Annotated in this window: 21 protein-coding genes; 9 read left to right on the plus strand and 12 right to left on the minus strand. The window is 63.4% G+C overall.

What is annotated here, in order from left to right; genetic code table 11:
- Positions 1 to 133: 133 nt before the first annotated feature.
- Complete coding sequence (locus ABWK72_RS19620; RefSeq protein WP_367871270.1) at positions 134 to 2,335, plus strand: PAS domain-containing protein; 2,202 nt, start codon at positions 134 to 136, stop codon at positions 2,333 to 2,335.
- 11 nt (positions 2,336 to 2,346) lie between these two features.
- Here the strand turns inward: ABWK72_RS19620 and ABWK72_RS19625 are convergent, their stop codons facing one another.
- A complete protein-coding gene (locus ABWK72_RS19625) occupies positions 2,347 to 2,976 on the minus strand; it encodes a hypothetical protein (protein ID WP_367871271.1) in 630 nt (209 codons plus the stop codon).
- 190 nt (positions 2,977 to 3,166) lie between these two features.
- Here ABWK72_RS19625 and ABWK72_RS19630 point away from each other — a divergent pair, with 190 nt between their 5' ends.
- From ABWK72_RS19630 to ABWK72_RS19645, 4 genes are read left to right on the plus strand one after another with little or no spacing between them, the layout of a single operon-like run.
- Positions 3,167 to 3,610: a two-component system response regulator gene (locus ABWK72_RS19630; protein WP_367871272.1), complete on the plus strand. Its 444-nt coding sequence runs from the start codon at positions 3,167 to 3,169 to the stop codon at positions 3,608 to 3,610.
- 53 nt (positions 3,611 to 3,663) lie between these two features.
- The gene (locus ABWK72_RS19635) at positions 3,664 to 4,743 is read left to right on the plus strand and encodes an HD domain-containing protein (RefSeq protein ID WP_367871273.1); all 1,080 of its coding nucleotides are present in this window, start codon (positions 3,664 to 3,666) and stop codon (positions 4,741 to 4,743) included.
- 25 nt (positions 4,744 to 4,768) lie between these two features.
- Entirely contained in the window at positions 4,769 to 5,464 is a 696-nt protein-coding gene (gene recO / locus ABWK72_RS19640; RefSeq protein ID WP_367871274.1) for a DNA repair protein RecO, read from the plus strand.
- Positions 5,465 to 5,473: 9 nt separating this feature from the next.
- Entirely contained in the window at positions 5,474 to 6,379 is a 906-nt protein-coding gene (locus tag ABWK72_RS19645) for a tetratricopeptide repeat protein (RefSeq protein WP_367871275.1), read from the plus strand.
- Positions 6,380 to 6,685: 306 nt separating this feature from the next.
- Here ABWK72_RS19645 and ABWK72_RS19650 read toward each other — a convergent pair whose 3' ends face one another.
- The gene (locus tag ABWK72_RS19650) at positions 6,686 to 7,456 is read right to left on the minus strand and encodes a hypothetical protein (RefSeq protein ID WP_367871276.1); all 771 of its coding nucleotides are present in this window, start codon (positions 7,454 to 7,456) and stop codon (positions 6,686 to 6,688) included.
- A 122-nt stretch (positions 7,457 to 7,578) separates the two neighbouring features.
- Between ABWK72_RS19650 and ABWK72_RS19655 the strand changes: the two genes are divergently transcribed.
- Complete coding sequence (locus ABWK72_RS19655) at positions 7,579 to 8,493, plus strand: cation diffusion facilitator family transporter (protein WP_367871277.1); 915 nt, start codon at positions 7,579 to 7,581, stop codon at positions 8,491 to 8,493.
- 112 nt (positions 8,494 to 8,605) lie between these two features.
- Here ABWK72_RS19655 and ABWK72_RS19660 read toward each other — a convergent pair whose 3' ends face one another.
- Positions 8,606 to 9,259, minus strand: coding sequence for an intradiol ring-cleavage dioxygenase (locus tag ABWK72_RS19660; RefSeq protein ID WP_367871278.1), 654 nt, complete (start codon positions 9,257 to 9,259; stop codon positions 8,606 to 8,608).
- 97 nt (positions 9,260 to 9,356) lie between these two features.
- Here ABWK72_RS19660 and ABWK72_RS19665 point away from each other — a divergent pair, with 97 nt between their 5' ends.
- Positions 9,357 to 9,839, plus strand: a complete 483-nt coding sequence (locus tag ABWK72_RS19665; RefSeq protein ID WP_367871279.1) for a very short patch repair endonuclease — start codon at positions 9,357 to 9,359, stop codon at positions 9,837 to 9,839.
- 18 nt (positions 9,840 to 9,857) lie between these two features.
- On the opposite strand, the gene ABWK72_RS19670 is transcribed toward ABWK72_RS19665, so the two are convergent.
- The 9 genes from ABWK72_RS19670 to ABWK72_RS19710 form a co-directional block, all read right to left on the minus strand.
- On the minus strand, positions 9,858 to 10,634 hold the full coding sequence (locus ABWK72_RS19670) for a rhomboid family intramembrane serine protease (RefSeq protein WP_367871280.1): 777 nt from the start codon (positions 10,632 to 10,634) through the stop codon (positions 9,858 to 9,860).
- A gap of 48 nt (positions 10,635 to 10,682) precedes the next feature.
- The gene (locus tag ABWK72_RS19675) at positions 10,683 to 11,408 is read right to left on the minus strand and encodes a phosphatase PAP2 family protein (RefSeq protein ID WP_367871281.1); all 726 of its coding nucleotides are present in this window, start codon (positions 11,406 to 11,408) and stop codon (positions 10,683 to 10,685) included.
- Positions 11,409 to 11,462: 54 nt separating this feature from the next.
- A complete protein-coding gene (locus ABWK72_RS19680) occupies positions 11,463 to 12,986 on the minus strand; it encodes an esterase/lipase family protein (RefSeq protein WP_367871282.1) in 1,524 nt (507 codons plus the stop codon).
- Between the two features lie 12 nt (positions 12,987 to 12,998).
- Entirely contained in the window at positions 12,999 to 13,598 is a 600-nt protein-coding gene (wrbA, locus tag ABWK72_RS19685) for an NAD(P)H:quinone oxidoreductase (RefSeq protein WP_367871283.1), read from the minus strand.
- Positions 13,599 to 13,695: 97 nt separating this feature from the next.
- Complete coding sequence (locus tag ABWK72_RS19690) at positions 13,696 to 15,576, minus strand: monovalent cation:proton antiporter-2 (CPA2) family protein (protein ID WP_367871284.1); 1,881 nt, start codon at positions 15,574 to 15,576, stop codon at positions 13,696 to 13,698.
- Positions 15,577 to 15,582: 6 nt separating this feature from the next.
- Positions 15,583 to 16,146: an NAD(P)H-dependent oxidoreductase gene (locus tag ABWK72_RS19695; RefSeq protein WP_367871285.1), complete on the minus strand. Its 564-nt coding sequence runs from the start codon at positions 16,144 to 16,146 to the stop codon at positions 15,583 to 15,585.
- Positions 16,147 to 16,149: 3 nt separating this feature from the next.
- Positions 16,150 to 16,614 (minus strand): VOC family protein, encoded by a 465-nt coding sequence (locus ABWK72_RS19700; RefSeq protein WP_367871286.1) that lies wholly within the window; start codon positions 16,612 to 16,614, stop codon positions 16,150 to 16,152.
- Between the two features lie 51 nt (positions 16,615 to 16,665).
- Positions 16,666 to 18,237: a LamG-like jellyroll fold domain-containing protein gene (locus tag ABWK72_RS19705; protein WP_367871287.1), complete on the minus strand. Its 1,572-nt coding sequence runs from the start codon at positions 18,235 to 18,237 to the stop codon at positions 16,666 to 16,668.
- Positions 18,238 to 18,249: 12 nt separating this feature from the next.
- Complete coding sequence (locus tag ABWK72_RS19710; RefSeq protein WP_367871288.1) at positions 18,250 to 18,798, minus strand: sigma-70 family RNA polymerase sigma factor; 549 nt, start codon at positions 18,796 to 18,798, stop codon at positions 18,250 to 18,252.
- 154 nt (positions 18,799 to 18,952) lie between these two features.
- Here ABWK72_RS19710 and ABWK72_RS19715 point away from each other — a divergent pair, with 154 nt between their 5' ends.
- Positions 18,953 to 19,822: a PEP-CTERM sorting domain-containing protein gene (locus tag ABWK72_RS19715; protein ID WP_367871289.1), complete on the plus strand. Its 870-nt coding sequence runs from the start codon at positions 18,953 to 18,955 to the stop codon at positions 19,820 to 19,822.
- A gap of 69 nt (positions 19,823 to 19,891) precedes the next feature.
- Positions 19,892 to 20,938: a thrombospondin type 3 repeat-containing protein gene (locus tag ABWK72_RS19720; protein ID WP_367871290.1), complete on the plus strand. Its 1,047-nt coding sequence runs from the start codon at positions 19,892 to 19,894 to the stop codon at positions 20,936 to 20,938.
- The last annotated feature ends 2 nt before the right edge of the window (positions 20,939 to 20,940 follow it).

Consider the following 20,940-nt stretch of genomic DNA (forward strand, 5'->3'; position numbering starts at 1 on the left):
AGGAAAGGCAGGTGCCGAGTGATCAGTGAGCAGTGATCGGTGGAAGAGTTCGATTTCCAAGCTCTCGCCGCTTCGGTTCGGTCGATCCAAACGGGTCGTTTACAAGCTTGGCCGGAGATGATCTGATAGAGGGGTGAAAATCCCTTCGTCATCGAGTGCTTCCGCGGCCATCGCGGCGCTGGTCATCTTCGGCGGGACGGTCTGCCTGATGAACGTGCCATCGGCCCGCGGGGTGCGGATCGGGGTGGGCGCGGCGGTGCTGATCGCCGGGGGATTTCTTGCGGGCGGCAGGAGCCGGCAGATGGCTGCGGGGGAGGGCGGTAGCACGGCATCGCGGTTGGCCGAGGTGAACCGCGACTTGGAGAAACAATTGCGCGAGGGGCGGGATTCGCATCACAAGCTGGAGCACTACTTCGAGATGCTGATGGCCAATGTCCCGGCCAATATTTACTTCAAGGACAAGGAATCACGCTTCCTTCGGGTGAACCAGAGCATGGCCGCATGGGTGGGCCGGGGGCATCCGGAGGATCTGGTGGGCAAGACCGATCACGACCTGTTCGACCCCGAGCATGCCGACCAGGCGCGGGCGGACGAGATGAAGATCGTGAAGACGGGCAACTCGATCAACGGGCTGGTCGAGCGCGAGACTTTTCCGAACGGCAAGATCGGCTGGGTGCTGACCAACAAGATGCCATTCCGCGACCGCGAGGGTCACATCATCGGGACCTTCGGGATGTCGAGCGACGTGAGCGAACTGGTGGAGACCCAGCACATCCTGGAGCGCGAGCGCAACATGCTGCGCTCGCTGATCGACGGCTTCCCGGACAAGATCTTCGCGCGGGATCTGGAGCGGCACTACCTGGTGGTGAACAAGGCGATGGCCGATTGGGTGGGTGCGAAATGTCCGGAAGACATGATCGGCAAGACGCCTGCCGACTATTTTCCCGAAGTGGTGGTGCGCACCGGCAAGGAGGAGGACCTGCGGATGATCGAGACCGGCGATCCGGTGCTTAACCGCGAGTGGCAGCTCGAACTGCGCAAGGGCGACCACCACTACTTCGTGACCACCAAGGTGCTGCTGCGCGATGCCGACGGCAGGGCCTGGGGGATCGTCGGCATGGACCGCGATGTGACCGAGCAGCGGCGGGCGCAGGAGAAGGCGATCCAGGCGGAGCAGCGGATGCAGGAGATGATCGACAACAGCCCGGCGGTGATCTCGATGAAGGATCTCAAGGGCCGCTACCTGATGGTGAACCGCGGCTTCGAGGATCTCTTCGCGCTGGAACGGAAGGACGTGCTGGGCTTCACCGATCACCAGCTGATGGGGGACAAGGCGGCAGCGGACAAATTCCGCAAGCACGACCTGCTGGTCGCGGAGCGCGGAGAGTCCCTGCAAATGGACGAGGAGCTCTACGTCGACAACGAGCCGCGGACCTACGTTTCGGTGAAGTTCCCGCTGCGCGACCTGCGGGGCGAGCTGAAGGCGATCGGGACGATTTCCACCGACATCACCGACCGCAAGGCGGCGGAGCAATCGATGCACCGGCTCAATGACGATCTCATCCACGCCAATGACGATCTCCGCAGCGCGCAGGAGCAATTGATCCAAGCGGAGAAGATGGAATCGGTCGGGCGTCTGGCGGCGGGGGTGGCGCACGAGGTGAAGAACCCGCTGGCGATGATCGGGATGGGCATCGAGCTGCTGGCGCGGCGGATTCCGGAGGACGACGCGCAGGGCCTTGAGACCATCGAGCGGATGAAGCGCGGGATCGATCGCGCGAAGAAGATCGTGAAGGGGTTGGTGGATTATTCCTCGGCGCGGCAGCTCTCGGTCGAGGCCAAGGATATCTCCGATGTGATCGGTGATGCGCTCGCCTTGGTCGAGTATCCGCTGCGGCAGGCGCGGGTGGAGCTGGTCAAGGAACTCGATCCCGATTTGCCTCATGTGAGCGTGGATTCCACCAAGATGGAGCAGGTGTTGGTGAATCTCATGATCAATGCGATGCATGCCATGGATGGTGGCGGGACCTTGACGGTCCGCGCCTTCAGCCGGACTCTGAGCGGGGTGCGCCGGGACGAGGGCGTGCGCACCACGGGTCACTTGCGGGAGGGCGACCGGATCGTGCGGATCGAGGTGGACGACACCGGCAGCGGAATCGACGAGGCGATCATGTCGAAGCTCTTCGACCCCTTCTTCACCACCAAGCCGACCGGCGTCGGCACGGGGCTGGGGCTGGCGGTCTGCCGGAAGATCGTGGACTTGCACAACGGGATCCTCGAGCTGGAGAACCGGCCGGAGGGCGGAGTGCGGGCTTCGATCACGCTGAAGGCGTGAGGTGGTGAAGCTTAGCCCAAGAGGTCGTTGGGGTCGTAGATCCAGACATCGATCGGGATCATGTTGCCGTCGCCGTCGAAGAGGACGTTGTCCTCGTGCGCGTCGTGGATTTCGATGGCACTCGCCGGGTGGATGAAGCAGAAGTCCCGGTCTGGACTGGCTTCGAAACCGAGTGGCAGCAAGGCTTCTGCAATGGCTTCCAGGCTTCGCTTTTCCCCGTTGATCAAGGGTTGGCGTGTCACGATGATGCCGTTTCCCCAAGCGTTCTGAGCATAGCCTTCGAACTCGACGGCGGCAGCGGGGAAGAGCTGGTTGAAGGTCCGCCAGCGGGAGAGATACTCCCGTGGAGTCCGGTCGGGATGACCGAACATGTTGCCGTGGGTAAGCCGGAGGACGAAAGCAGCCTCTCTTTCCGAGTAGAGAAATACTTCGTGTTCTTCGCCGCCATCCCTGCGGTCGGCACTATCAGCTAGCTCGGCAATTGCCGTGTCATTGAGGAAACATCCTGTCCTGCGCGCCCAAGCTCCTAGCCGCGCGTCTTCTCCGCGGATTTCTCCGTAAGTGGCTTTGGGACTCTGGCGACCCCAATTCGCCGGAGGGATTCGTCCGCCGAGTGCGGCGAGGGGTTGTTCAAGGTCCATAGTTTCAGCGCCTCCTCCTTGGAGAGCTTGGGGTTGTTGAATGGAAATTTCGGGACCTCCGGCATGACGTGAAGATGGCACGGATTTGGGGGGAGTTCCAGCGCATTTCTTGCGGTGGGGTGTCGGAAATCCGCGTCAGCGTCCCGGCATTTCTTGCGGATGGCGCGGTTCTGGCTTAGTGAAGGAGACCATGGATACCACCCGGATTCTGATCGTGGACGACGAACCGGATTTCACCGCCCTGCTGAAGGCGAACCTCGAAGAGGTGGGAAATTTCGAAGTGATGGAGGTCAACGATTCCTCCAAAGCCTTGCGGGTCGCACACGAGTTCATGCCCGAGCTCTGCGTGATCGATGTCGTGATGCCCGGCATGGACGGCGGGGATGTGGTCGCGCAATTCCGCGCCGACCCGCATCTCAAGAACGTCGCGGTCCTGATGCTGACCGCCTTGGTCGAGGAGAATCCGGACACGCCGGATGGGGAGACACAGACGGGGGGCCTGCCCTTCGTGAGCAAGACCTCGGACTTCGGGACAATCTTGAGCTGCATCGAGAAGCACATCGAGGAATCCCGGGACAATCCGCCGGTGGCAGAGCCGCCATCGCGCACGGCGGAGGTGTGGGATCTCGGTTGATAGGCGTCGGCATCTGTTCGTGACACCGTTCCCGCGGCATGGATGCTGCGCGGGTGAATTTTCTGACGGTGGCCTCCCTCAAGGAACAGGCGGGCGAGCAAGCGCTCGTCGCGTTTATCGATTGTGAATTGCAGTCGCGCAGCCAGCGCCAGACCAAGGCGGGGAAGCCTTACCTGGTGCTGACTTTTGCCGACGCTACCGGCAGCTTCAATCTGAACGCATGGTCGGACGCCCCGCTGTTCGAGGCGGCGACCCTGATGAAGGACGGGACGGTGCTGCGGATGGATGCGCAGTGGACCCAGAATCAGTATGGTGTGAATGCTGCAAGCATTGCTTGGGAAGTGCTGACGGGTGAGGACTTGGAGAGCTTTTTCGCCGGGGATGCCGCTACGGCGGAGAAGCAGCGGCGGGATTGGGAGACGATCTGCGCCTTTTGCTCCGGCGTCCGCGATCCGCGGCTACATGCCTTGGCGGATCGATTTATCGCCGATCTCGGCGCGAAATTCCGGCGTGCGGCGGCGGCGCGGAAGAATCACCACGCCCGCCGCGGCGGCTTGGTCGAGCATGTGGCGCAGATGATGCGCACCGCGGATCTGATTTGCTCTGCCTATCCCGAATTGAATCGCGACCTGCTGATCACAGGGGTGCTTTTCCACGACTGCGGCAAGCTCTGGGAAAACCAGTATCCGGAGCGCGGTTTCGGGCAGGGTTACACGCTGCATGGGGAAATGTTGGGCCACATCCCGCTGGGGATCGAGCTGGTGAACAAGCTCTGGCGCGAGGTCACGGATTCCCCGGTGTCGAAAGACTGGCTGCCGCTGGAGCCTGCCAGCGAGACGGTGCGGCTGCACCTGCTCCACCTGGTGGCCAGTCATCATGGCGAATATGCCTTCGGCTCGCCCACTTTGCCGCGGACGCCCGAGGCAATCGCGCTGCACTACGTCGACAATCTCGATGCGAAGCTGGAGATGATGAAGGGTGCCTACGCGCAGGCGAACGAGCTGGCGGACGGAATTTACGAGAAGGTTTTCCCGCTGCCGGCGAATCTGGTCGCGCCGCTGCCGGCCTTCGATCCGCCGCCGCCGCCCTTGATCGCGGAGAAGAATGAGGAGGCGAAGGGCGAATTATTCTAGCAGCGGGTGAATTTGTGATGGGCGCATGCGGATTTCGAATTGCCGCGCGGCATGCGAAAGCTTGCGGTGCGGCGGATTCCGGGCAAGTTGGCGGGCATTCGGTGAAACCATCCGGCTCCCGGCGGGTTTCCACCTCGCGACGATGGAGCACTGCCAAGGCATATTGATCCGGCTCACGAAGCTGACCGACACCAGTTGGATCGTCCACTGGTTCACGGCCGGGCACGGGCTGATCAAGACGGTGGCGAGGGGCGCGCGGAGCCCGAAAAGCCCTTTTGCAGGGAAACTGGACCTGTTTTTCGACGCCGAAATCCACTGGACGACGGCCCGCAACGGCGACCTCCACCAGCTCCGCGAATCGGCTCCCACGTCGACCCGGGAATCGATCCGAGGTGATTACAATGCAATGCTTTTGTCAGGCTATTGGTGCCGTCTGCTGGAGCTGTCCGTAGAGCGGGATCACCCGGAGCCGGACCTCTTCCAGCTTTTGCGCCGCGGGCTCGACCATGTGGCGGAAAAGGGGGCTTCGGTCCGGGCGCTGAAGCATTTCGAGCAGGAATTGGTTAAATATCTGGGTATTGCCCGGGAGCGCCGACATGCGGCCCCGGCCCTGCGCGAGGCCCTCGGCGGGCTTCCTCCTCAGCGCGCCCAGCTTCTCGAACGACTTTCACCCGGAGTGGAATTCCCCGTTGCAGAATCCCAATCCGGTGATTTAAAGTAAATACACGCCATGGACTCACCTACTACCACGCTCATTCACATCCTCCGCAACCGAGTGGACGAACTCGTTGCCGCGGGCGACCTCGAAGAGGCCGTCCATGCCGCGACCGCCGCGGTGCTCAAGGCCCAGCAGACGCTCAACAGCGACCTCGATAGCATCGACGAATTTGCCAGTTCGCTGGAAGTCCGCGGCGACGTCTACCGCTTGCTCGGCCGCTTCGAGGAAGCGCGCGACGACTACAAGCAGGCGATCGACCAGCTCGACAACCGCCCGGACCGCTGCCTCCAGCTCGGGCGTCTTCACGCCGGCTACGGCTCGGTGCACGACCAATTGGATCATCCGGAGCGCGCCGCCGAGCTCTGGCAGGAGGCCGTCCGCTACTTCGAGATGGCAGATCCGCAGGCCTCGCTCGACATCGCCGCGATGTCCAACAACCTCGCCGTGCTGAAGCGCAACGAGGGGAATACGGAAGGTGCCGAGGCGGAATACCTCAAGGCGCTCGAAATCCTTCACCGCGAGCTGGGTCCCGATCACGAAGAGACCGCCTCGGTCTGCAACAACATCGGTGCGCTTTATCAATCGGCCGGGCTGCACGAGCAGGCCCGCGAGATGCACATGATGGCGCTGGAAGCCCGCCGCAAGAACTTCGGCGACAACCATCCGGATACCGCGCAATCCCACAACAACCTCGCCTTGGCTTTGCTGGCCACCGGTGACAGCGCCTGGGCCCGCCGCCACTTTGAGAAGGCCGTCAGCGCCTTCGAAGCCTTGGGCGTCGAGTATTCTTCCGACCTGCAAGCCGTCGCGGAGAACTACTGCGCGGTGCTTCAGGCAGAAGGGGACTACGCCCATTCGGAAGCGATCTCTGCACGGGTGCCCGGCGGTGTGCAGGTCCCGGAGCCCGAGCCGGCCTGATCCGGTTTTTGCGTCCAATTTATAAGGCGCACGGGAGAATTCTCCCGTGTGCTTTTTTGTATCCCGGAGGATGGGGAAATTGGCTCTACTTCATTGGGTAGTCTGACGCGTCAGCGCCTGGGAGCGCGGAGGCACTGCCCGCAGAAGCAGCCAAATCAGCGCTACCCATAGCGCGGCGGAGTGGAAAGCGCCGTCGCTTGCTTGCATTCCTTTCCGTGTCGCGGGCAGTTGGGGACCATTCTGCGGGCCGGGTGGCTCCGCGCTCCCAGGGAAGAGCCGTCCGTGCTGCGGCTGGCCCGCTTTCGCTCAGCGCCCGGCCGCTGCGGTGGCGGGGCCGTCGCCTTTCACCCCGATCTTCTTGCCCCCCAGCCAGCGGCGGAGGACTTCCTTGTCACCGGTGAGCAGGCCCTGCACGCGGTAGTTCGAGCGGCGTAGTACTTCGGCGCCCGCTTGGTCTTCGTTCACCACGCACCAGGGCTTGGATCCTGAGGAATGGATGAAGCGGAAACCCTCCGGACCGGTGACGAGAAAGGCCACATGGCTGTCGAGGCCCACGATCCGCACGCCATGCTCGGCCTTGTTCAGGCCGGTCGCGTAGTTGTCGTAGGAGACGCCGACCTGAAGGTCCAGCGACTCGCGGGGCAAGAAACTGCGCAGGATATTCTGCGAGGCTTGCTGGGCGAGCTTGTAGCGGTCCACGCGGAATCCCGCGTCCTTCAAGACCGTGGACACGAAATAGCCACAGGCGATATTGCCCTGCCCGGGGCCTTCGGCGGTGCCGTGGAAGTTCCATGGCGTGCCGAGCCAGCAGAGCATCATTTCGGGCAGGAGGGTTTCCAGGAAGTTCCGGGTCTCCGCCAGCACCTTGTCCTTCTCCGCGGGCGTGCGGGCCTTGGCATATCTGCCGGCGAGATCCGTGCGCCAACGTTCCGCCTCCTCCTTGAGCGTGGCGTAGCGGGCAGGATCGGGCTGCGGGGTGATGCCAGCGGGACTTGCTACCGCGGTTCTCGTCTGCTGCCAAAGCCGGGTGGCCTTGTCGCGCCAGTGCCAGCAGACCGCGCAAACAATTGCAGCCAAGGCTAAGAATGTTAGGGCGGCGCGCTTCACTCGGGCTGCGTGCATTCAATCACTTACGTTGCTGGAAGCGAGGGTCTTTTTCGGAAGGTTGCCATGCCGCGGAGAATCCACAGGCTTTCCGGGTGAGCGTGAACGGCAGCTTGTCAGAAGACCAATCGCGGGTGATGAGCCTTTCGCTGATCGTGGCGATTGTTTTGCTGGTGGTGAAGGTCGCGGCGGCGGTGATCACCGGCTCCTCCGCCATTTACTCGGATGCGGCGGAATCGGTGACCCATGTCCTGGCGGTAGCCTTCGCGGCATGGGCGCTGCGGCTTTCCTACAAGCCTTCGGACGAGACCCATCATTTCGGGCATGACAAGGTGGCCTTCCTGTCCTCGGGCTTCGAGGGTGCCATGATCAGCGCTGCGGCACTTCTGATCGTCTATGATGCGGGCCGACAGGTTTTCATCCGCGGGGAGATCGCGAGCATTGGGATCGGGATGATCCTCACGGGCTTGGCCGCGGCAGTGAATCTCTTCCTCGGCTCCGCCCTCCTTCGCGTCGGCAAGAAGCGGAACTCCGCGGTGCTGCGCGCGAACGGCCACCACGTGCTGGCGGATGTCTGGACCAGCGGCGGGGTTCTGGCAGCGCTGGTGCTGATCCAGACGACCGGCTGGAAATGGTGGGACCCGATCTTCGCGGTGCTCGCCGCCGGCAAGTTGCTCTGGACCGGCGGGAAGCTGATGCGGGAGAGCTTCGGCGGCCTGATGGATGAGGCCGATCTCAAGGTGGAGAAGGAACTCCGCGATTGCCTGGATGCCGAGTGCTCGCCGAGCGGGCTATCCTATCACAATCTCCGCCACCGCCACTCGGGGCGCACGCATTGGGTGGAGTTCCACCTGGTCTTCCCCGATCAGACCGGGCTGCGCGATGCCCACGAAATCGCCACGCTGATGGAGGGCAAGGTGGCGGCGCTGTTAGGCCCGGACGTGAGGGTAATCTCGCACCTTGAACCGCGCTCGGCGGAAGGCATCGAGCATGAATGGGAGGTGCGGTAGGGGGAAAGTTCCAAGTAAGAAGTTCCAAGTGCCAAGAAGGCAGGAAGGATTTTCAAACGTCGCCGCAATCGGCTGTTCCTTGGGACTTGGTCCTTCTCACTTGGAACTTCCTTCATGCCGCCGGCGTGAAGCCCATCACGATGTCGAAGCGCGCCGCCAATTCCCCGGTGACCACGCCGGGCAGCGGAGCGAAATCGACGATCACCGAGGCGCGCTGGGTCTCGTCCTTGATGCCGCGCAGGACGCCGTCGGTATCGTTCTGGGTCTCGCCTTTGATGTAGCACTGCGTCGTCCACTTGTCGCGGCCCTTCATCTTGACCGCGAAGTGGATGTGCGGCGTCCGGCCGGGATAGCGGACCGGCTTGATGGTGCGGAAGTAGTATTCGCCGGTGGAGCTGGTCATGAAGCGGCCGAAGCCTTGGAAATTCGCATCGCGCTTCTCGGCATCGCTGCTGCCCTTATGGAGATAGACGCCGTGGTGATCGACCTGCCAGATCTCCACCAGCGCATTGCGGATCGGTTCGCCCTTGGCATCGGTGACCCGGCCGCTGAGGTGGGTCACTTCGCCGAGGGCGGGAGTCAGCCCGTCATTGAGGCGGATCAGGTCGTTGTCGGTATCGAGCGGGAGGTCGACCGGATAGAAGGGACCCTCGGTCTGCTTGGGCGTGAGGGTGAGCGCCTCCGCGAAAACACCCGGCACCCACAGGCCTGCGGCTCCGAGCGTGAAATTCGACAAGAAACGGCGGCGTGAGGAGGGCAGGTACATGGTGGTATCCTGAATTGTGAGGAGCCCGGAGGCGAGAAATTCCCTGCCGGCCTTCTAACTCCTTGCTACCCGCTGCCTGCTCCTTGCTACTCCTCCCATGGCCGACATCTGGTCACCGGAGAAACGCTCGGAGGTGATGTCCCGCATCCGCGGCGGGAATACCAAGCCCGAGCTGCTGGTGCGCTCGATGCTCCACCGGCTCGGCTACCGTTTTACGGTGCGCGGTCCGAAGAACAAATCGCTGCCCGGCAGGCCGGACCTGGTCCTTCCGAAGTATGAGGTGGTGGTCTTCGTCCACGGTTGTTTCTGGCACGGCCACGAACGCTGCCCGGACTTCAAGATGCCGAAGTCGAAGACCGAATGGTGGACCGCCAAGATCATGGGGAACAAGGCCCGCGATGCCCGTGTGGAGAATGAGCTGCACGTCATGGGCTGGCACGTCGTCACGCTATGGGCCTGCGCGGTGAAGACGGTGGCGGCGCGGGATTGGCTGGAGTCGAGATTGCCGGTGTTGATCGGCAGGCCGCTGGATCTTGGTTCGAAGCTGCTTTCTTCGAAGGTAGCGGGGGAGGCTGAATGACGCGAAGCGCTGTGCCCCTTACCAGTAACGCCGCGCCCGTGGCTGCTCTTCATAGATCTTCCGGAACACCGAGGGCGGCTCGTGGTTCTTCATGCTCAACCGTGAGACGAGCCCCATGACGACTCCGGCGATGAAGCCGCCAATGTGGGCGGCATAGGCGACGCCGCCGCTGGTCTGCTCCGTCATGGCAATGGCACCGTATCCGCTGACGAATTGAGTGACGGCCCACATGCCGATCACGAAAACGGCCGGAAGCGAGACGATCCGGAAGAAGAAGATGGCGTTCACCATATTCCGGGGAAAGAGGACCAGGTAAGCACCCAGAACGCCGGCGATCGCCCCGGAGGCTCCGAGGTTCGGGATCACGCTCTCCATCCCGGTCGCGATCTGCGCGAAGGTGGCGACGATGCCACTGACGAGATAGAAGGCCAGGAATTTCAAGGGGCCGAAGCGGTGCTCCACGTTGTCGCCAAAAATCCAGAGGTAGAGCATGTTCCCGCCGATGTGGGCCCAGCCGCCGTGCATGAACATGGCGGAGAAGATGGTCAGGTAGATCGGGACCGGGCCGGGCATTTGCGGGATGATTTCCGAGCCATGGCCGGGGATGATCAGCCTCACCGGCTGGGTCAGGTCCGTGCCATGGGTGATCTCATAGGGAATCACACTCCAGCCATAGGTGAAGGCGGGATCCATGAGCTGCACGACGAACATGATCACGTTTGCGACGAGCAAGCCGATACTCACCCAAGCCGGGCTCATCAGGTGCCGGTCGTCATCGCTGATCGGAAAGAACATGCCCAAGGATGGACCCCGGCAGATCAATGGTCCACGGGATTTCCCGGGTCATGAACGTGCGGTCTCAAGCCGCGCCCTGCGCGAGTCCACCTTTACGGCGGCAAACCAGAACAGGACGGCCCATACCGTGCCGAGCGCCCAGCCACCGAGCACATCGGTCGGCCAATGGACGCCGAGGTAGATGCGGCTGATACCGACCGACATCGTGATCAGGATGGAGAGCGCCACGACGAAGATGCGCACGCGCTTCCGCGGCTGGGTCCGGGCAAGCATGATCCCGAGGGTCAGGTAGACGATCGAGGCCATGGTGGCGTGGCCGCTCGGGAAGCTCTCATTGTGAAAGGTGGTGGCATGGGCGACCACGTCCGGCCGGGCCCGTGCATAGCTGCTTTTGAGGAGATTCATGACCGCCATTCCGCTGAGAACCGAGATCAGCCCGGAGAGAGCGAGCTTCCAGCGGCCGACGAAGAGAGCCGCGGCGAGCCCGATGATCGCGACGATGGTGAGGATCGTGAAACTTCCCAGTGCGGTGAGGTCGCGGGCCATCTCCTCGATCCTCACGGAGCCGATCGGATCCGCGGGGTTTCCGGGCTCGCGCATCATCAGCAGGATGGCTTCATCGTAATGCCGGAATTCGTCCTCCCTGACTTCCGAGGCGAGTTCCAGAAAGCCGAAGATACCTGCCGCCGATACCAGCAAGAGCAGTGGTGCCAGCGGTTCGCGCCGCCATTTGCCGAGCCTGTGAATTAAGAATCCGGGTTTGGCGCGAGGCATCTTACGACCGTGGACCGGGTCGCTGTGCTCCGCAACTCCCGGGAACTGTTCACCTCAAGGCTTCGGTGGCAGGGCGAGGATGCGGCGGATCTCTGCGATCGCTTGCGGATCGTGGAAGGAACCGTGGCCGGAGGACACCGTCAGCGTGGATTCGGCGCCGGGGACATCGGCGCTGGAGGAAGAGACGAAGAGGTCGCGGGCTCCCTTGATCACATGAGTCGCGGTTCCCGGGACGATCTTCAACTGCCGGAAGATCTCCATCGAGGCCTGCTTGGGTGTCAGGCTGACGACGCTGTTGATGGTCCCGCTCGAAGGATCTTCATAGATCGGCCGCCACATGCCCGGATTCCTCTTCTCGATCCCGGCGAAGAAATCGTTGAAGCCGCGGCTGGGAGCGACGAAAAGCCTTCCGAGCCTTCCCACCCACGAGGCCGCAAAGGTGCTGCCCCCGAAAGGCACCGAGCAAAAGACAACCCGGTCCACGTGCCGCCGGGGTTTCCAGTAGAAAGCCTCGATCATCATGGCCCGCTCCTCCGGCGTGAGTTCCAGTTTAGCCAGCGGCCGTGTAAAAATCGGATCCCAGAAGGCCTCCCGCGGATCGACCACCAGCGACTTCGCCAGCAGTCCGCCCATGCTGTGCGCCACCACCACGGTCCGCTGCATCGCGGGATCCTTTCCGCCCGGGTCGAGGAAGCGCCGGAACTCGTCGAGTTGGATGCGCATGACCCGCGCGGAATAGAGCGGCGGCGCATTGGTCGGATAGAGATAGTGCCAGATCTGGTAGCGCCGCCGGATCGCCGGGTCCGCCCGCAGTTCGTTCGTCAGCTCTGCCCAGGCCAGGGGAGTCGAAAACAAGCCGTGGATCATGATCAACGGAGTACGATGCGGATCGTACTCTTCCGTCATGTAGAACCCGGTTTTTCGCCCCGTGTCCTGTTGCAATACCGAAGTCAGGGCGCTCCTGGCCAAGCCGCGGGTGTTCGCAAGCAGGCCCGCGAAGGACACCGTGAAATCCCCGGCCAAGATCTGCCGCTTGCCTGCAAGCACCACCGTTTCCGTTTTCATCCGGTTATAGAGCCGGATCTCCACCTCGCGCATCCCGCTGCGCCTCACTCCGGGAACCGCCACCGCCGTGACCGTGCGTGTGATTGCTTCCGGCGGATACCATTGCTCGACCGGCTCCGCATGCTTGTTCTCGCGGTGGCCCGTCATGGTCACGCCCACCCCCTCCGTGCGATGGTCTTTCAAGCCCACCACCCGGTAGTGATCCGCGCATTCCAGCTTGTCGAAATAACCGGGCGAGAAGATGCCCTCGCCACCGCGATGAAAGCGCACGCGATGGCCGGCTACCTGCACCACTCCCTTCATGCGCCCGCTGGCATGAAGTTCCTCGATCCATCGCCCCAAGCGGCGGGTGGCCGCGGCATCGTTCGCCCCATCGAAGGCCCGGGCCAGATCGCTATCCGTCTCCGCCGCGTGCGGGTGATAGCGCCTCTCGATCAAACGCTCCAGCCTCGCCGGGGCACAGGCGGCCACGACGAGGCTGATTGCCAGAAGGGATGCCGCGAGCGGTCTCACGACTGCAGTAGATCACTTGTTGAGGCGCGCGGCGATACCGGCGACGTGCTTGCCTTGGAATCGTGCCAGCGAGAGTTCCTTCTCGCTCGGCTGCCGCGAGCCGTCGGCACCGGCGATGGTGCCGGCACCGTAGGGACTGCCGCCGCGGACCTCGCTGATGTCAGTGAGCTCCGGAGCCGAGTAGGGCAGGCCGACATAGACCATGCCGTGGTGCAGGAGGGTCGGGATGAAGGTCAGGATGGTCGATTCGTTGCCGCCGCCGGTGCCGGTGCTGGCGAAGACGCTGCCGACCTTGCCGATCAGGGCGCCCTTGAGCCAGAGCTGGCCGGTCTGATCGAGGAAGTTCCGCATCTGTCCGGCCATGTTGCCGAAGCGGGTCGGCGTGCCGAAAATGATCGCGTCGTATTCCGGGAGTTCGCCCGGTGCGGCGACCGGTGCCGCCTGGTCAAGCTTCGCGCCGTATTGCCTGGCGGTTTCTTCGGACATGGTTTCCGGCACGCGCTTGAGGGTGACTTCCACCCCATCGACCGAGCGCGCGCCCTCGGCGACAGCGCCTGCCATGGTTTCGATGTGGCCGTAGGTGGAGTAATAGAGGACGAGGACCTTGGTCATGCTGATGTAGTATTGGGATTGCTAGAGCCAGCGTGACAGGCCTTCTCCCTTCTGGGAAATAGCGTCTGGCTGGCCTCAGCATGCGCCGAAGGCATGCTCAGGGCACCATGTCGTCCTTGCCGTCGCCACTGGCGGGCGGGGTCCAGGCCTCGTCCGCGGATTGCAGGGGATCGGCGCGCATCACCTCCTCGTAGATCGCTTGGGATGCCCGTGCCGCGGTCATGAAGGTCGCGCGGTTATTGCGGTGGGCGACCATGCGGCGGACGAAGGTCTCGTCGGCCTTGCGGTAGAGTTTCGCGGCCCGGTGCGCGGCGTAGGCAGGCAGGCCCAGCATGCGCAGGACATCGGTACCCATGCGCAGGGAGGAATCCAGGGTCTCGCGATAGACCCGCTCCTCGCCGGCCGCGATGAACTCGTAGGCTTCCCGCCGGCTGTGCGCGCGCAGGAAGATCTTGAGGTGGGGGAAGTGCTTCCGTGCCACCTCCACGATCTTGAGGCTCAGTGCCGGGTCCCGCAGGGCGATCACCAGGATTTTCGCCCGGGCCGCGCCTGCCGTGAGCAGGAGATCCGGCCGCACCGCATCGCCATAGAAAACGGGAAAGCCGATTTCGCGCAGGGTATCGACCTGGTCCGCGTCATTGTCGAGCACCGTGGACTCGATGCCCTGGGTGTGCAGCAGCCGGCCTACCGCATGGCCATAGCGGCCGAAACCGCAGATGATCACCGGCGCGCCATCGTCCCGCACGTCGCTTTCCCGTTCCTCCTTCGGAGCCTCGGCCATGCCCTTGGCCGTGAAGCGATGGCTGCCCATGATCAGCAGCGGTGTGGCCGCCATCGTCAGGGCCACCACGGCGACCAAGGTGTGCGAGACATCCTCGCTGAAGACCTCGACGCCTGCGGCCAGCGTGATCAGCACGAAGGCAAATTCGCCTCCCGCTGCCAGAGCGGAGGCGAAGATCAAGGCCGGTCCGCAACTCGACCCGCGCCAGCGGGCGAGCCCGAAAATCAGGCCGCCCTTCAGCAATAGCAGCCCCGCCGCCCCGCCGAAAACGGTGCCGGGATTCCTGCCGATGTGACCGAAGTCGATCCCGGTTCCCACTCCCAGGAAGAACAGACCTAACAGCAAGCCCTTGAAGGGCTCGATGTCGCTTTCCAGCTCATGCCGGTACTCGCTGTTCGCCAACACCACGCCCGCCACGAAAGTCCCGAGCGCCGCGGAGAGCCCCACCTTGGTCATCAGCAGGGCGACCGAAATCACCAGCAGCAGCGCGGCAGCCGTAAAGGCCTCGCGTTGCTGGGTCTTGGCGATCGCGCGGAAGAAGGGCCTCACCGCCCAGCGCGCCACCAGCACGATGATCACCACCGCGCCGATCGTCGCGAGGGGATGAGTCCATGCCGGCCAAGCCTCCATCCACGCCGCCGCGCCGTGACCGTGGCCATGGCCCCCGGCGGCTTGCTTGAGGGCAAGCAGGGGCAGCAGCGCCATGATCGGGATCACCGCCAGGTCTTGGAAGAGCAGGACCGCGAAGGAATTTTGCCCCGCTTCCGTCTTCATCAGATTCCGCTCTGTGAGGCACTGGAGCACGATGGCCGTGCTCGACATCGCCAGAATCATGCCAATCGCCAAGGCAGGCTTCCAGCCCGTGCCGAAGGCCATCACCGCGCCCGCCACCAGCAGCGTCGAGCCCAGCACCTGCAAGCTGCCGAGGCCGAAGATCTGCTTCTTCATGCTCCACAGGTGGGAGGGCTGAAGTTCGAGACCCACCAGGAACAGCATCATCACCACGCCGAACTCCGCGAAGTGGGTGATCTGCTCGCTCTCTCCGCCGACCCACCCCAGTCCGGACGGACCGATCAGCGCACCGGCGATGAGATAGCCAAGCACGGCACCCATGCCCAGGCGCTTGCCCACCAGCACCGCCACCAAGGCAGCGGAGAGGTACATGAAGGCTTGGGCGAAGAAACTTTCGAAGGCCACGGTGGATCAAAGGGGAGAATCTAACCAGAGCGGGGCGCTGCCGTCGCACAAGGCCGAAAGCCAGCTTGCGTAGCGTTGTGAGCACTCCGCCAGCGCCGCGGGGTTGAGGTCATTCGCACCATGCACGGTGAAGGCCTGTGCATATCCCATGCCGCAAAGCCGCGCCGTTTGCTCGTAGGGTGCCAGCAGCTCGCGGACCGTGAAGAAATTGGAGCCCTCGCGCCGATAGGCATCCTCCGGTCCGCCGGCACTGATCGCTTGGGCGAGGATCTTGCCCTTCAGCCTGTCCCCGCCCTCGCCGTAGGCCCAGCGGTATTCCAGCACCAGATCGAGCCACTCCTTCACCAGCGCGGGACTGCTATACCAGAAGAAGGGATGCTGGATCACCACCGCATCGTGTTCTTCCATCAGCTTCTGCTCGTCCCGCACGTCGATCAGGAAGTCGGGATAAGTCTCGTAAAGGTCATGCACGGTGACGTCTTCGATCGACTCCGCGACCTTGACCAAGGCGCGGTTCACCCGCGACCGCTGGAAGGCAGGATGCGCGAACACCACCAGTACCTTGGCCATGGATCAGCAAGTTGCTTCACCCCAAGCCTTCATGGCTGCGTCCATTTCTTCCGGCGAGACATCGCGCACGTGGGCGGCGAGGCTCCAGCGGTATCCGAAGGGATCGTTCACCTTTCCCACCCGGTCGCCCCAGAACTGGTCGGTCGGCTCCTGGAGGGAGGTGGCGCCCGCGGCCACCGCCTTGGCGAAGGCGGCATCGACATCGGGGACATAGATCATGAAGGCACCACCCTTGCCGATCTCCGGCGCGATCGCCCCGTAGTCGGGATATTCGTCGGAGATCATCATCTTCGAATTCCCGATCTGGAACTCGGCGTGGGCCACCTTGCCGGAGGACGGATCGTCCATCTTGAACTTCACCTCCGCACCAAAAGCGCGGGCGTAGAAATCGAGTGCTGCGTTCGCGTCGCGGGCGGTCAGGGAGGGAGTGACCGAGTGGTAACCTTCTGGAATGTGGGACTCGCTCATGGCCTCCCAGCTCTGGCAGGCCGCGCCGCGCTTGGCGAGCGGGATTCTCGTTCAGCGCATCGCGGCGATTTCGCTGGCCGAGAGGGCCCGCGTGAACAGCGCGAATTCGTCGATCCGCCCGTTGAAACTGCGGACGGTGTTTTTATCCCGTTGGTCCGGCTGGGCGGCATCGACATTGCCGAGATTGGCCAAGCCGAACTGCACCTGGGGTCGCCGCTTCATCGCGCCGGAGGCCACTTCCTTGCCGTTTACGAAATGCCTCATCAGGCCCTTCTCCCCGTCGATCACCGTTGCGAGATGAATCCAGCGTCCGAAATCCTCCGATGTGACAATTTCGGGGCTTTCGAGTCGCTCCCAAGCGTCGAAGGCGAGCTGCTTCTCCGCCCGCAGCCCGAGCAGCAATTTGCCGGACTTGTCGATCTTCCAATGGATCTCGCCAACCTGAACGGGCGCCATCGAAAAGAGCGTGTTATGATCCTGCGGCAGGCTATCGACCCGCACCCAAGCCATCATGGTCACCGAGGGGCTGCTTCCTTCGGTGCGGAAGCGCACGCGGTCACTGGTCTTGGCGAAGCCGAGCGCGCCCTTGCGTGCCCAGCGGCCGGGAAGGGGATCGCAGCCGATCACCGAGCCATTCGAATTCCCGTCCGCGCCCTTCGCTTTGTTGAGGATCACGGAGTCTCCGGGAACGATGTCCTCGAAGTCGAAATACACCTTCAGGTCGGACAGGCCGCGGAAGCCTCCGGACACCTTTTTCCAAGCCGCCCACTTTGCCTCCGTATCGCGGGCCGCGGCTTTCAGCACGCTGGCCGGGTCGGCGAAGGAAGCGCGGTCCGCGGTGATGGCCTTCCATTCGCCCTCGTGAATCGCGACGCCGTTGCCTTCGTAGAGGTCCTTCTTGGTGGTCGCGGGAAGATCTCCCTGTAGCTCCACCTCGCCATCGAAGACGTGGACTTCGCAGGTCTTCGCATCGGTCACGTTCATGCCGAATTCCGTGCCGCGATCCACGACCCGCAGCTCGTTGTTGATCACGGTGAAGCCTTCCGCGGGTGGGGGCACGCGGGCGGTCAGCTTGCCTTTCTCCAGGCGGGCCAGGTCCGGGGAAAGCAGTTCGATCGCCGCCGGGCCTTCCAGGATGACGCGCGCGCCGCTGTAGAAATCCAGCCGCAGCGTGCCCTTCGAGATCTTGAGCCAGCCCTTCGGCAAGGGCGAGCCGACGCCGAAGCCCCCGCCCTCCCATTCCACGTCGAGCGCCTGCGCGAGCATCGCCACGTTTTTTCCCGCGGGAGTGGCCGTATTTTTCACAAGGGTCGATCCGACCTCGGCGTCGCGTGGCAACAGCCACCAGCCGAGCGCGAGGCTGGCGGCCAGCCCCGCACCGAGCCATGCGCGGCGGGCGAATGGAATCACCTTCCGCGTCGCCGCCGTGCCCAGCGTTTCCTCCGCGCGGCTCTGCATGCCCCATTCGCGGAGCAGGCCGTGCGAGTCGCAGCGGTCATTGAAAATTTTCCGCGCCCGCGACGAAGCCAGGAGCATTGCCTCGAGTTCGCACTTCTCCTCCGCCGTCAACTCCTGGTCGAAGTAGGCGTCGGTCAGGCGCTCCAGTCTGGCTTCGTCAAACATGCTTCAAAAGGATCAAGGTGCCGGGGCGGACAGCTTGCGCATGACACATTCCCGGAGGAAAGCCCGGGCCCGGGAAAGGGTCACATTCACCGATTGCACGGTGCAGCCCATCAGGCTGGCGATCTCCGGCGGAAGGTGGTCGCCGCGGTAGCGGAACTCGATCGAGCGCCGGGCCTGCGGGGCCAGTTCACCGATGCAGGCGCTGAGCAAGGCCAGCCGTTCGTCGCCATCGCCGCGGAACTCGCCCTGCTCGGTGCCGAGGGCCTCGATCACTTCCAGCGAAAGCGTCTCGAAGCGGTTCCGTCCGGCGCGGATCGCCTCGAGCGCCTTGAAGCGCGCGATGGTCTTCACCCAGGCGGTGAAGCTGGTGCCGAGCTCGAAGCCCGCCGATTTCCGGGTGACCACCAGGAAGGTCTCCTGCACCACGTCGTCGGCCAGGGAGAAGTCCGGGATGATCGAGAGGATGTAGCTGCGGATCGCCGGCTGGAATTTCAGGAACAAGCCCTGCACGGCGGCGGTGTGGGCTTCTTCCACAGTCGGCTTGTCGGCGTCGTCCAGCATCGTTTCCTGTTCTCCTATGAATGACGGTGAGGACGCCGAAATTAGCAGGAGTTCGAAATTTTCTCACGCCGCTTTGCTAAGTCGGGGGCGTTTTCGGGCATTCAAGCGTGAATCCCGTTTCCGGGCCATCCTGGAAACAAACCCAAAAATGCCCGTGAAAAACCCCGCCCTCCTCGTATTTCTTGCGAGCGTCGCGCCGCTGCATGCGGTGAACCTGATGCTCGATTTCGGCAGCCCCCCGGCCAATTCGGTCGTGGCCGCGCCCTATCTCACCTTGAGCCCCGGCCATAGCACCGGCGCGATTCCGGGGTCCCAGACGAACTGGAACACGATCACCACCTCCGACAACCGCAGCGACCTGGTCTACGCAAATGGCGCTGCCGCGGGAGTGACGCTTGATCTCGGGCAGGAGACGCCCGGTGCCACCGGCATCATCGACTTCGGCACCGCCGTCGGCGCGGTCAATCTGGCGGGCGGCGGCGGGGGGATTCAGGGCCAGCAGGGTTTGCTCGGGACCGGCTCGATCTATGGCGACAACACCAGCAGCACCGCCGTCGGGCGCGATGGCTTCTTCGGAGCTGGCACGGCCAGTACCATGGGGGCGATCGGCCTGCGTCTCGATGGCTTGGCGGCCGGCGACTATGTCGCCTACGTGATGGCGCGGAACACCAATTCCAACGCCGCATCCTACCCGATGAACCTCTATTCGAGCGTCGGGACGACTTCGACGTCCTTCACCATGTCCTCGGTGACCGCATCCCAAGCGAATCCGGGATACACCACGGGCGCTTACGCCGGGCAGTTCACGTCCTTCATCCTCGGCGACAACTACCAGACGATCAGCTTCACCGTCGCCGAGGGCCAGTCCTTCTTCCTCGCCGTTGACGGTGGGAATGACGCGGTGGATCGCCGCGGTTTCCTGAACGCGCTGCAGATCGTTTCGGTGCCGGAACCCTCATCCTCGGCGCTTCTTCTGGGCGGTCTCGGTTTCCTTTTTACCCGCCGCCAGCGTCGGGCCCGCTGATTTGAAAAACCCTGCCACCGGCCTTCCGTTTTCGGCGGCAGGGGTTCCCGGCGGCCACGTTTCCCCAAGATGAAAAAACCCACTTCAATCCTTGCCTGTTTCGTCCTCGCTGCGGCCGCCCATGCCGCGGAGTTGGCCTACGAGCCCTTCGCCTACGACGCTGCCGCCGCTCTGACCGACCTCGAAGGAGGCAGCGGCTGGGATTTCGCTTGGACCCAGGATGGCGCCTCGTGCGTCGTGGCTGCCGATGCCATGACATACACCGATTTATCCGGTAGTGTGCTGAACGTCTCCGGCCTCGCCGTCCAGACGACCGGTGCCGCCACCACGCGCAGTTTCCGCACGCTCGCCGGTGGAATTCCGGTGAACGACGTGTGGATCTCCTTCCTCTACCGGCTGCCTGCCACCAACAACAAGTTCGAGGGCGTGAGCTTTTACCGCGGCGGCACGGCATTGTTCACGGTCAGCAGCCCGAGTGTGGATGCCTCTTCCAACATTTTCCTGGGGATAGGTTCCTCCGGCGGCACGAGTTCCCACAAGGGCAGCTTCGGCACGACCCATCTTGTGGTCCTTCATCTGAGCGAAGGCACCGGCACGGGCGGGACCGACAAGGTGGAGGCCTACATCGATCCACTGCTTGGCGGCAATCCCTCCTTGCCGGACGCAAGCCTCCAGGGAAACAACCTCGACTTTAGTTCCGTCCGCATCGCCGGGCAGGACGGGGCCACGCTCTTCGTCGATGAGCTGCGGATCGGCGAGTCCTTCGCGGATGTGACCCCGCATGCCTCGGGTGGCAATCCGGACAGCGATGGCGATGGCTTGAGCGATGCCGAGGAAGCGGTACTCGGTCTTGACCCCCAGACTTCCAATGCCGCGTTGGTGGCCGCGATCCAAGCCCATCCCGAATACTTCGATCTCCACGATGCCGCGGGAATCCTCGCCCAGGACGGGGGAGGGGTGATCCTTCAGAAAACCGGCAATGATCCGCTGAGCTTCACCTTCGAAGTGCAGCAGAGCACGGATCTGATCGCCTGGCCGGTGCTTGAGACCTTCACCCGCTTGATCACCTTGCCCTCGGACAAGGAGTTCCTCCGCGTCACTCTCGATACACCCTGAGA

The sequence above is a fragment of the Luteolibacter sp. Populi genome (assembly GCF_040801775.1).
Classification (GTDB): domain Bacteria; phylum Verrucomicrobiota; class Verrucomicrobiia; order Verrucomicrobiales; family Akkermansiaceae; genus Haloferula.

Excerpts from the sequence above, each read along its gene's own strand:
- ABWK72_RS19625 (WP_367871271.1), bottom strand. The coding sequence starts at position 2,976 with ATGGACCTTGAACAACCCCTCGCCGCACTCGGCGGACGAATCCCTCCG.
- ABWK72_RS19630 (WP_367871272.1), top strand. The coding sequence starts at position 3,167 with ATGGATACCACCCGGATTCTGATCGTGGACGACGAACCGGATTTCACC.
- recO (WP_367871274.1), top strand. The coding sequence starts at position 4,769 with ATGCGGATTTCGAATTGCCGCGCGGCATGCGAAAGCTTGCGGTGCGGC.
- ABWK72_RS19645 (WP_367871275.1), top strand. The coding sequence starts at position 5,474 with ATGGACTCACCTACTACCACGCTCATTCACATCCTCCGCAACCGAGTG.
- ABWK72_RS19660 (WP_367871278.1), bottom strand. The coding sequence starts at position 9,259 with ATGTACCTGCCCTCCTCACGCCGCCGTTTCTTGTCGAATTTCACGCTC.
- ABWK72_RS19665 (WP_367871279.1), top strand. The coding sequence starts at position 9,357 with ATGGCCGACATCTGGTCACCGGAGAAACGCTCGGAGGTGATGTCCCGC.
- ABWK72_RS19670 (WP_367871280.1), bottom strand. The coding sequence starts at position 10,634 with ATGTTCTTTCCGATCAGCGATGACGACCGGCACCTGATGAGCCCGGCT.
- ABWK72_RS19675 (WP_367871281.1), bottom strand. The coding sequence starts at position 11,408 with ATGCCTCGCGCCAAACCCGGATTCTTAATTCACAGGCTCGGCAAATGG.
- wrbA (WP_367871283.1), bottom strand. The coding sequence starts at position 13,598 with ATGACCAAGGTCCTCGTCCTCTATTACTCCACCTACGGCCACATCGAA.
- ABWK72_RS19695 (WP_367871285.1), bottom strand. The coding sequence starts at position 16,146 with ATGGCCAAGGTACTGGTGGTGTTCGCGCATCCTGCCTTCCAGCGGTCG.
- ABWK72_RS19700 (WP_367871286.1), bottom strand. The coding sequence starts at position 16,614 with ATGAGCGAGTCCCACATTCCAGAAGGTTACCACTCGGTCACTCCCTCC.
- ABWK72_RS19705 (WP_367871287.1), bottom strand. The coding sequence starts at position 18,237 with ATGTTTGACGAAGCCAGACTGGAGCGCCTGACCGACGCCTACTTCGAC.
- ABWK72_RS19710 (WP_367871288.1), bottom strand. The coding sequence starts at position 18,798 with ATGCTGGACGACGCCGACAAGCCGACTGTGGAAGAAGCCCACACCGCC.
- ABWK72_RS19720 (WP_367871290.1), top strand. The coding sequence starts at position 19,892 with ATGAAAAAACCCACTTCAATCCTTGCCTGTTTCGTCCTCGCTGCGGCC.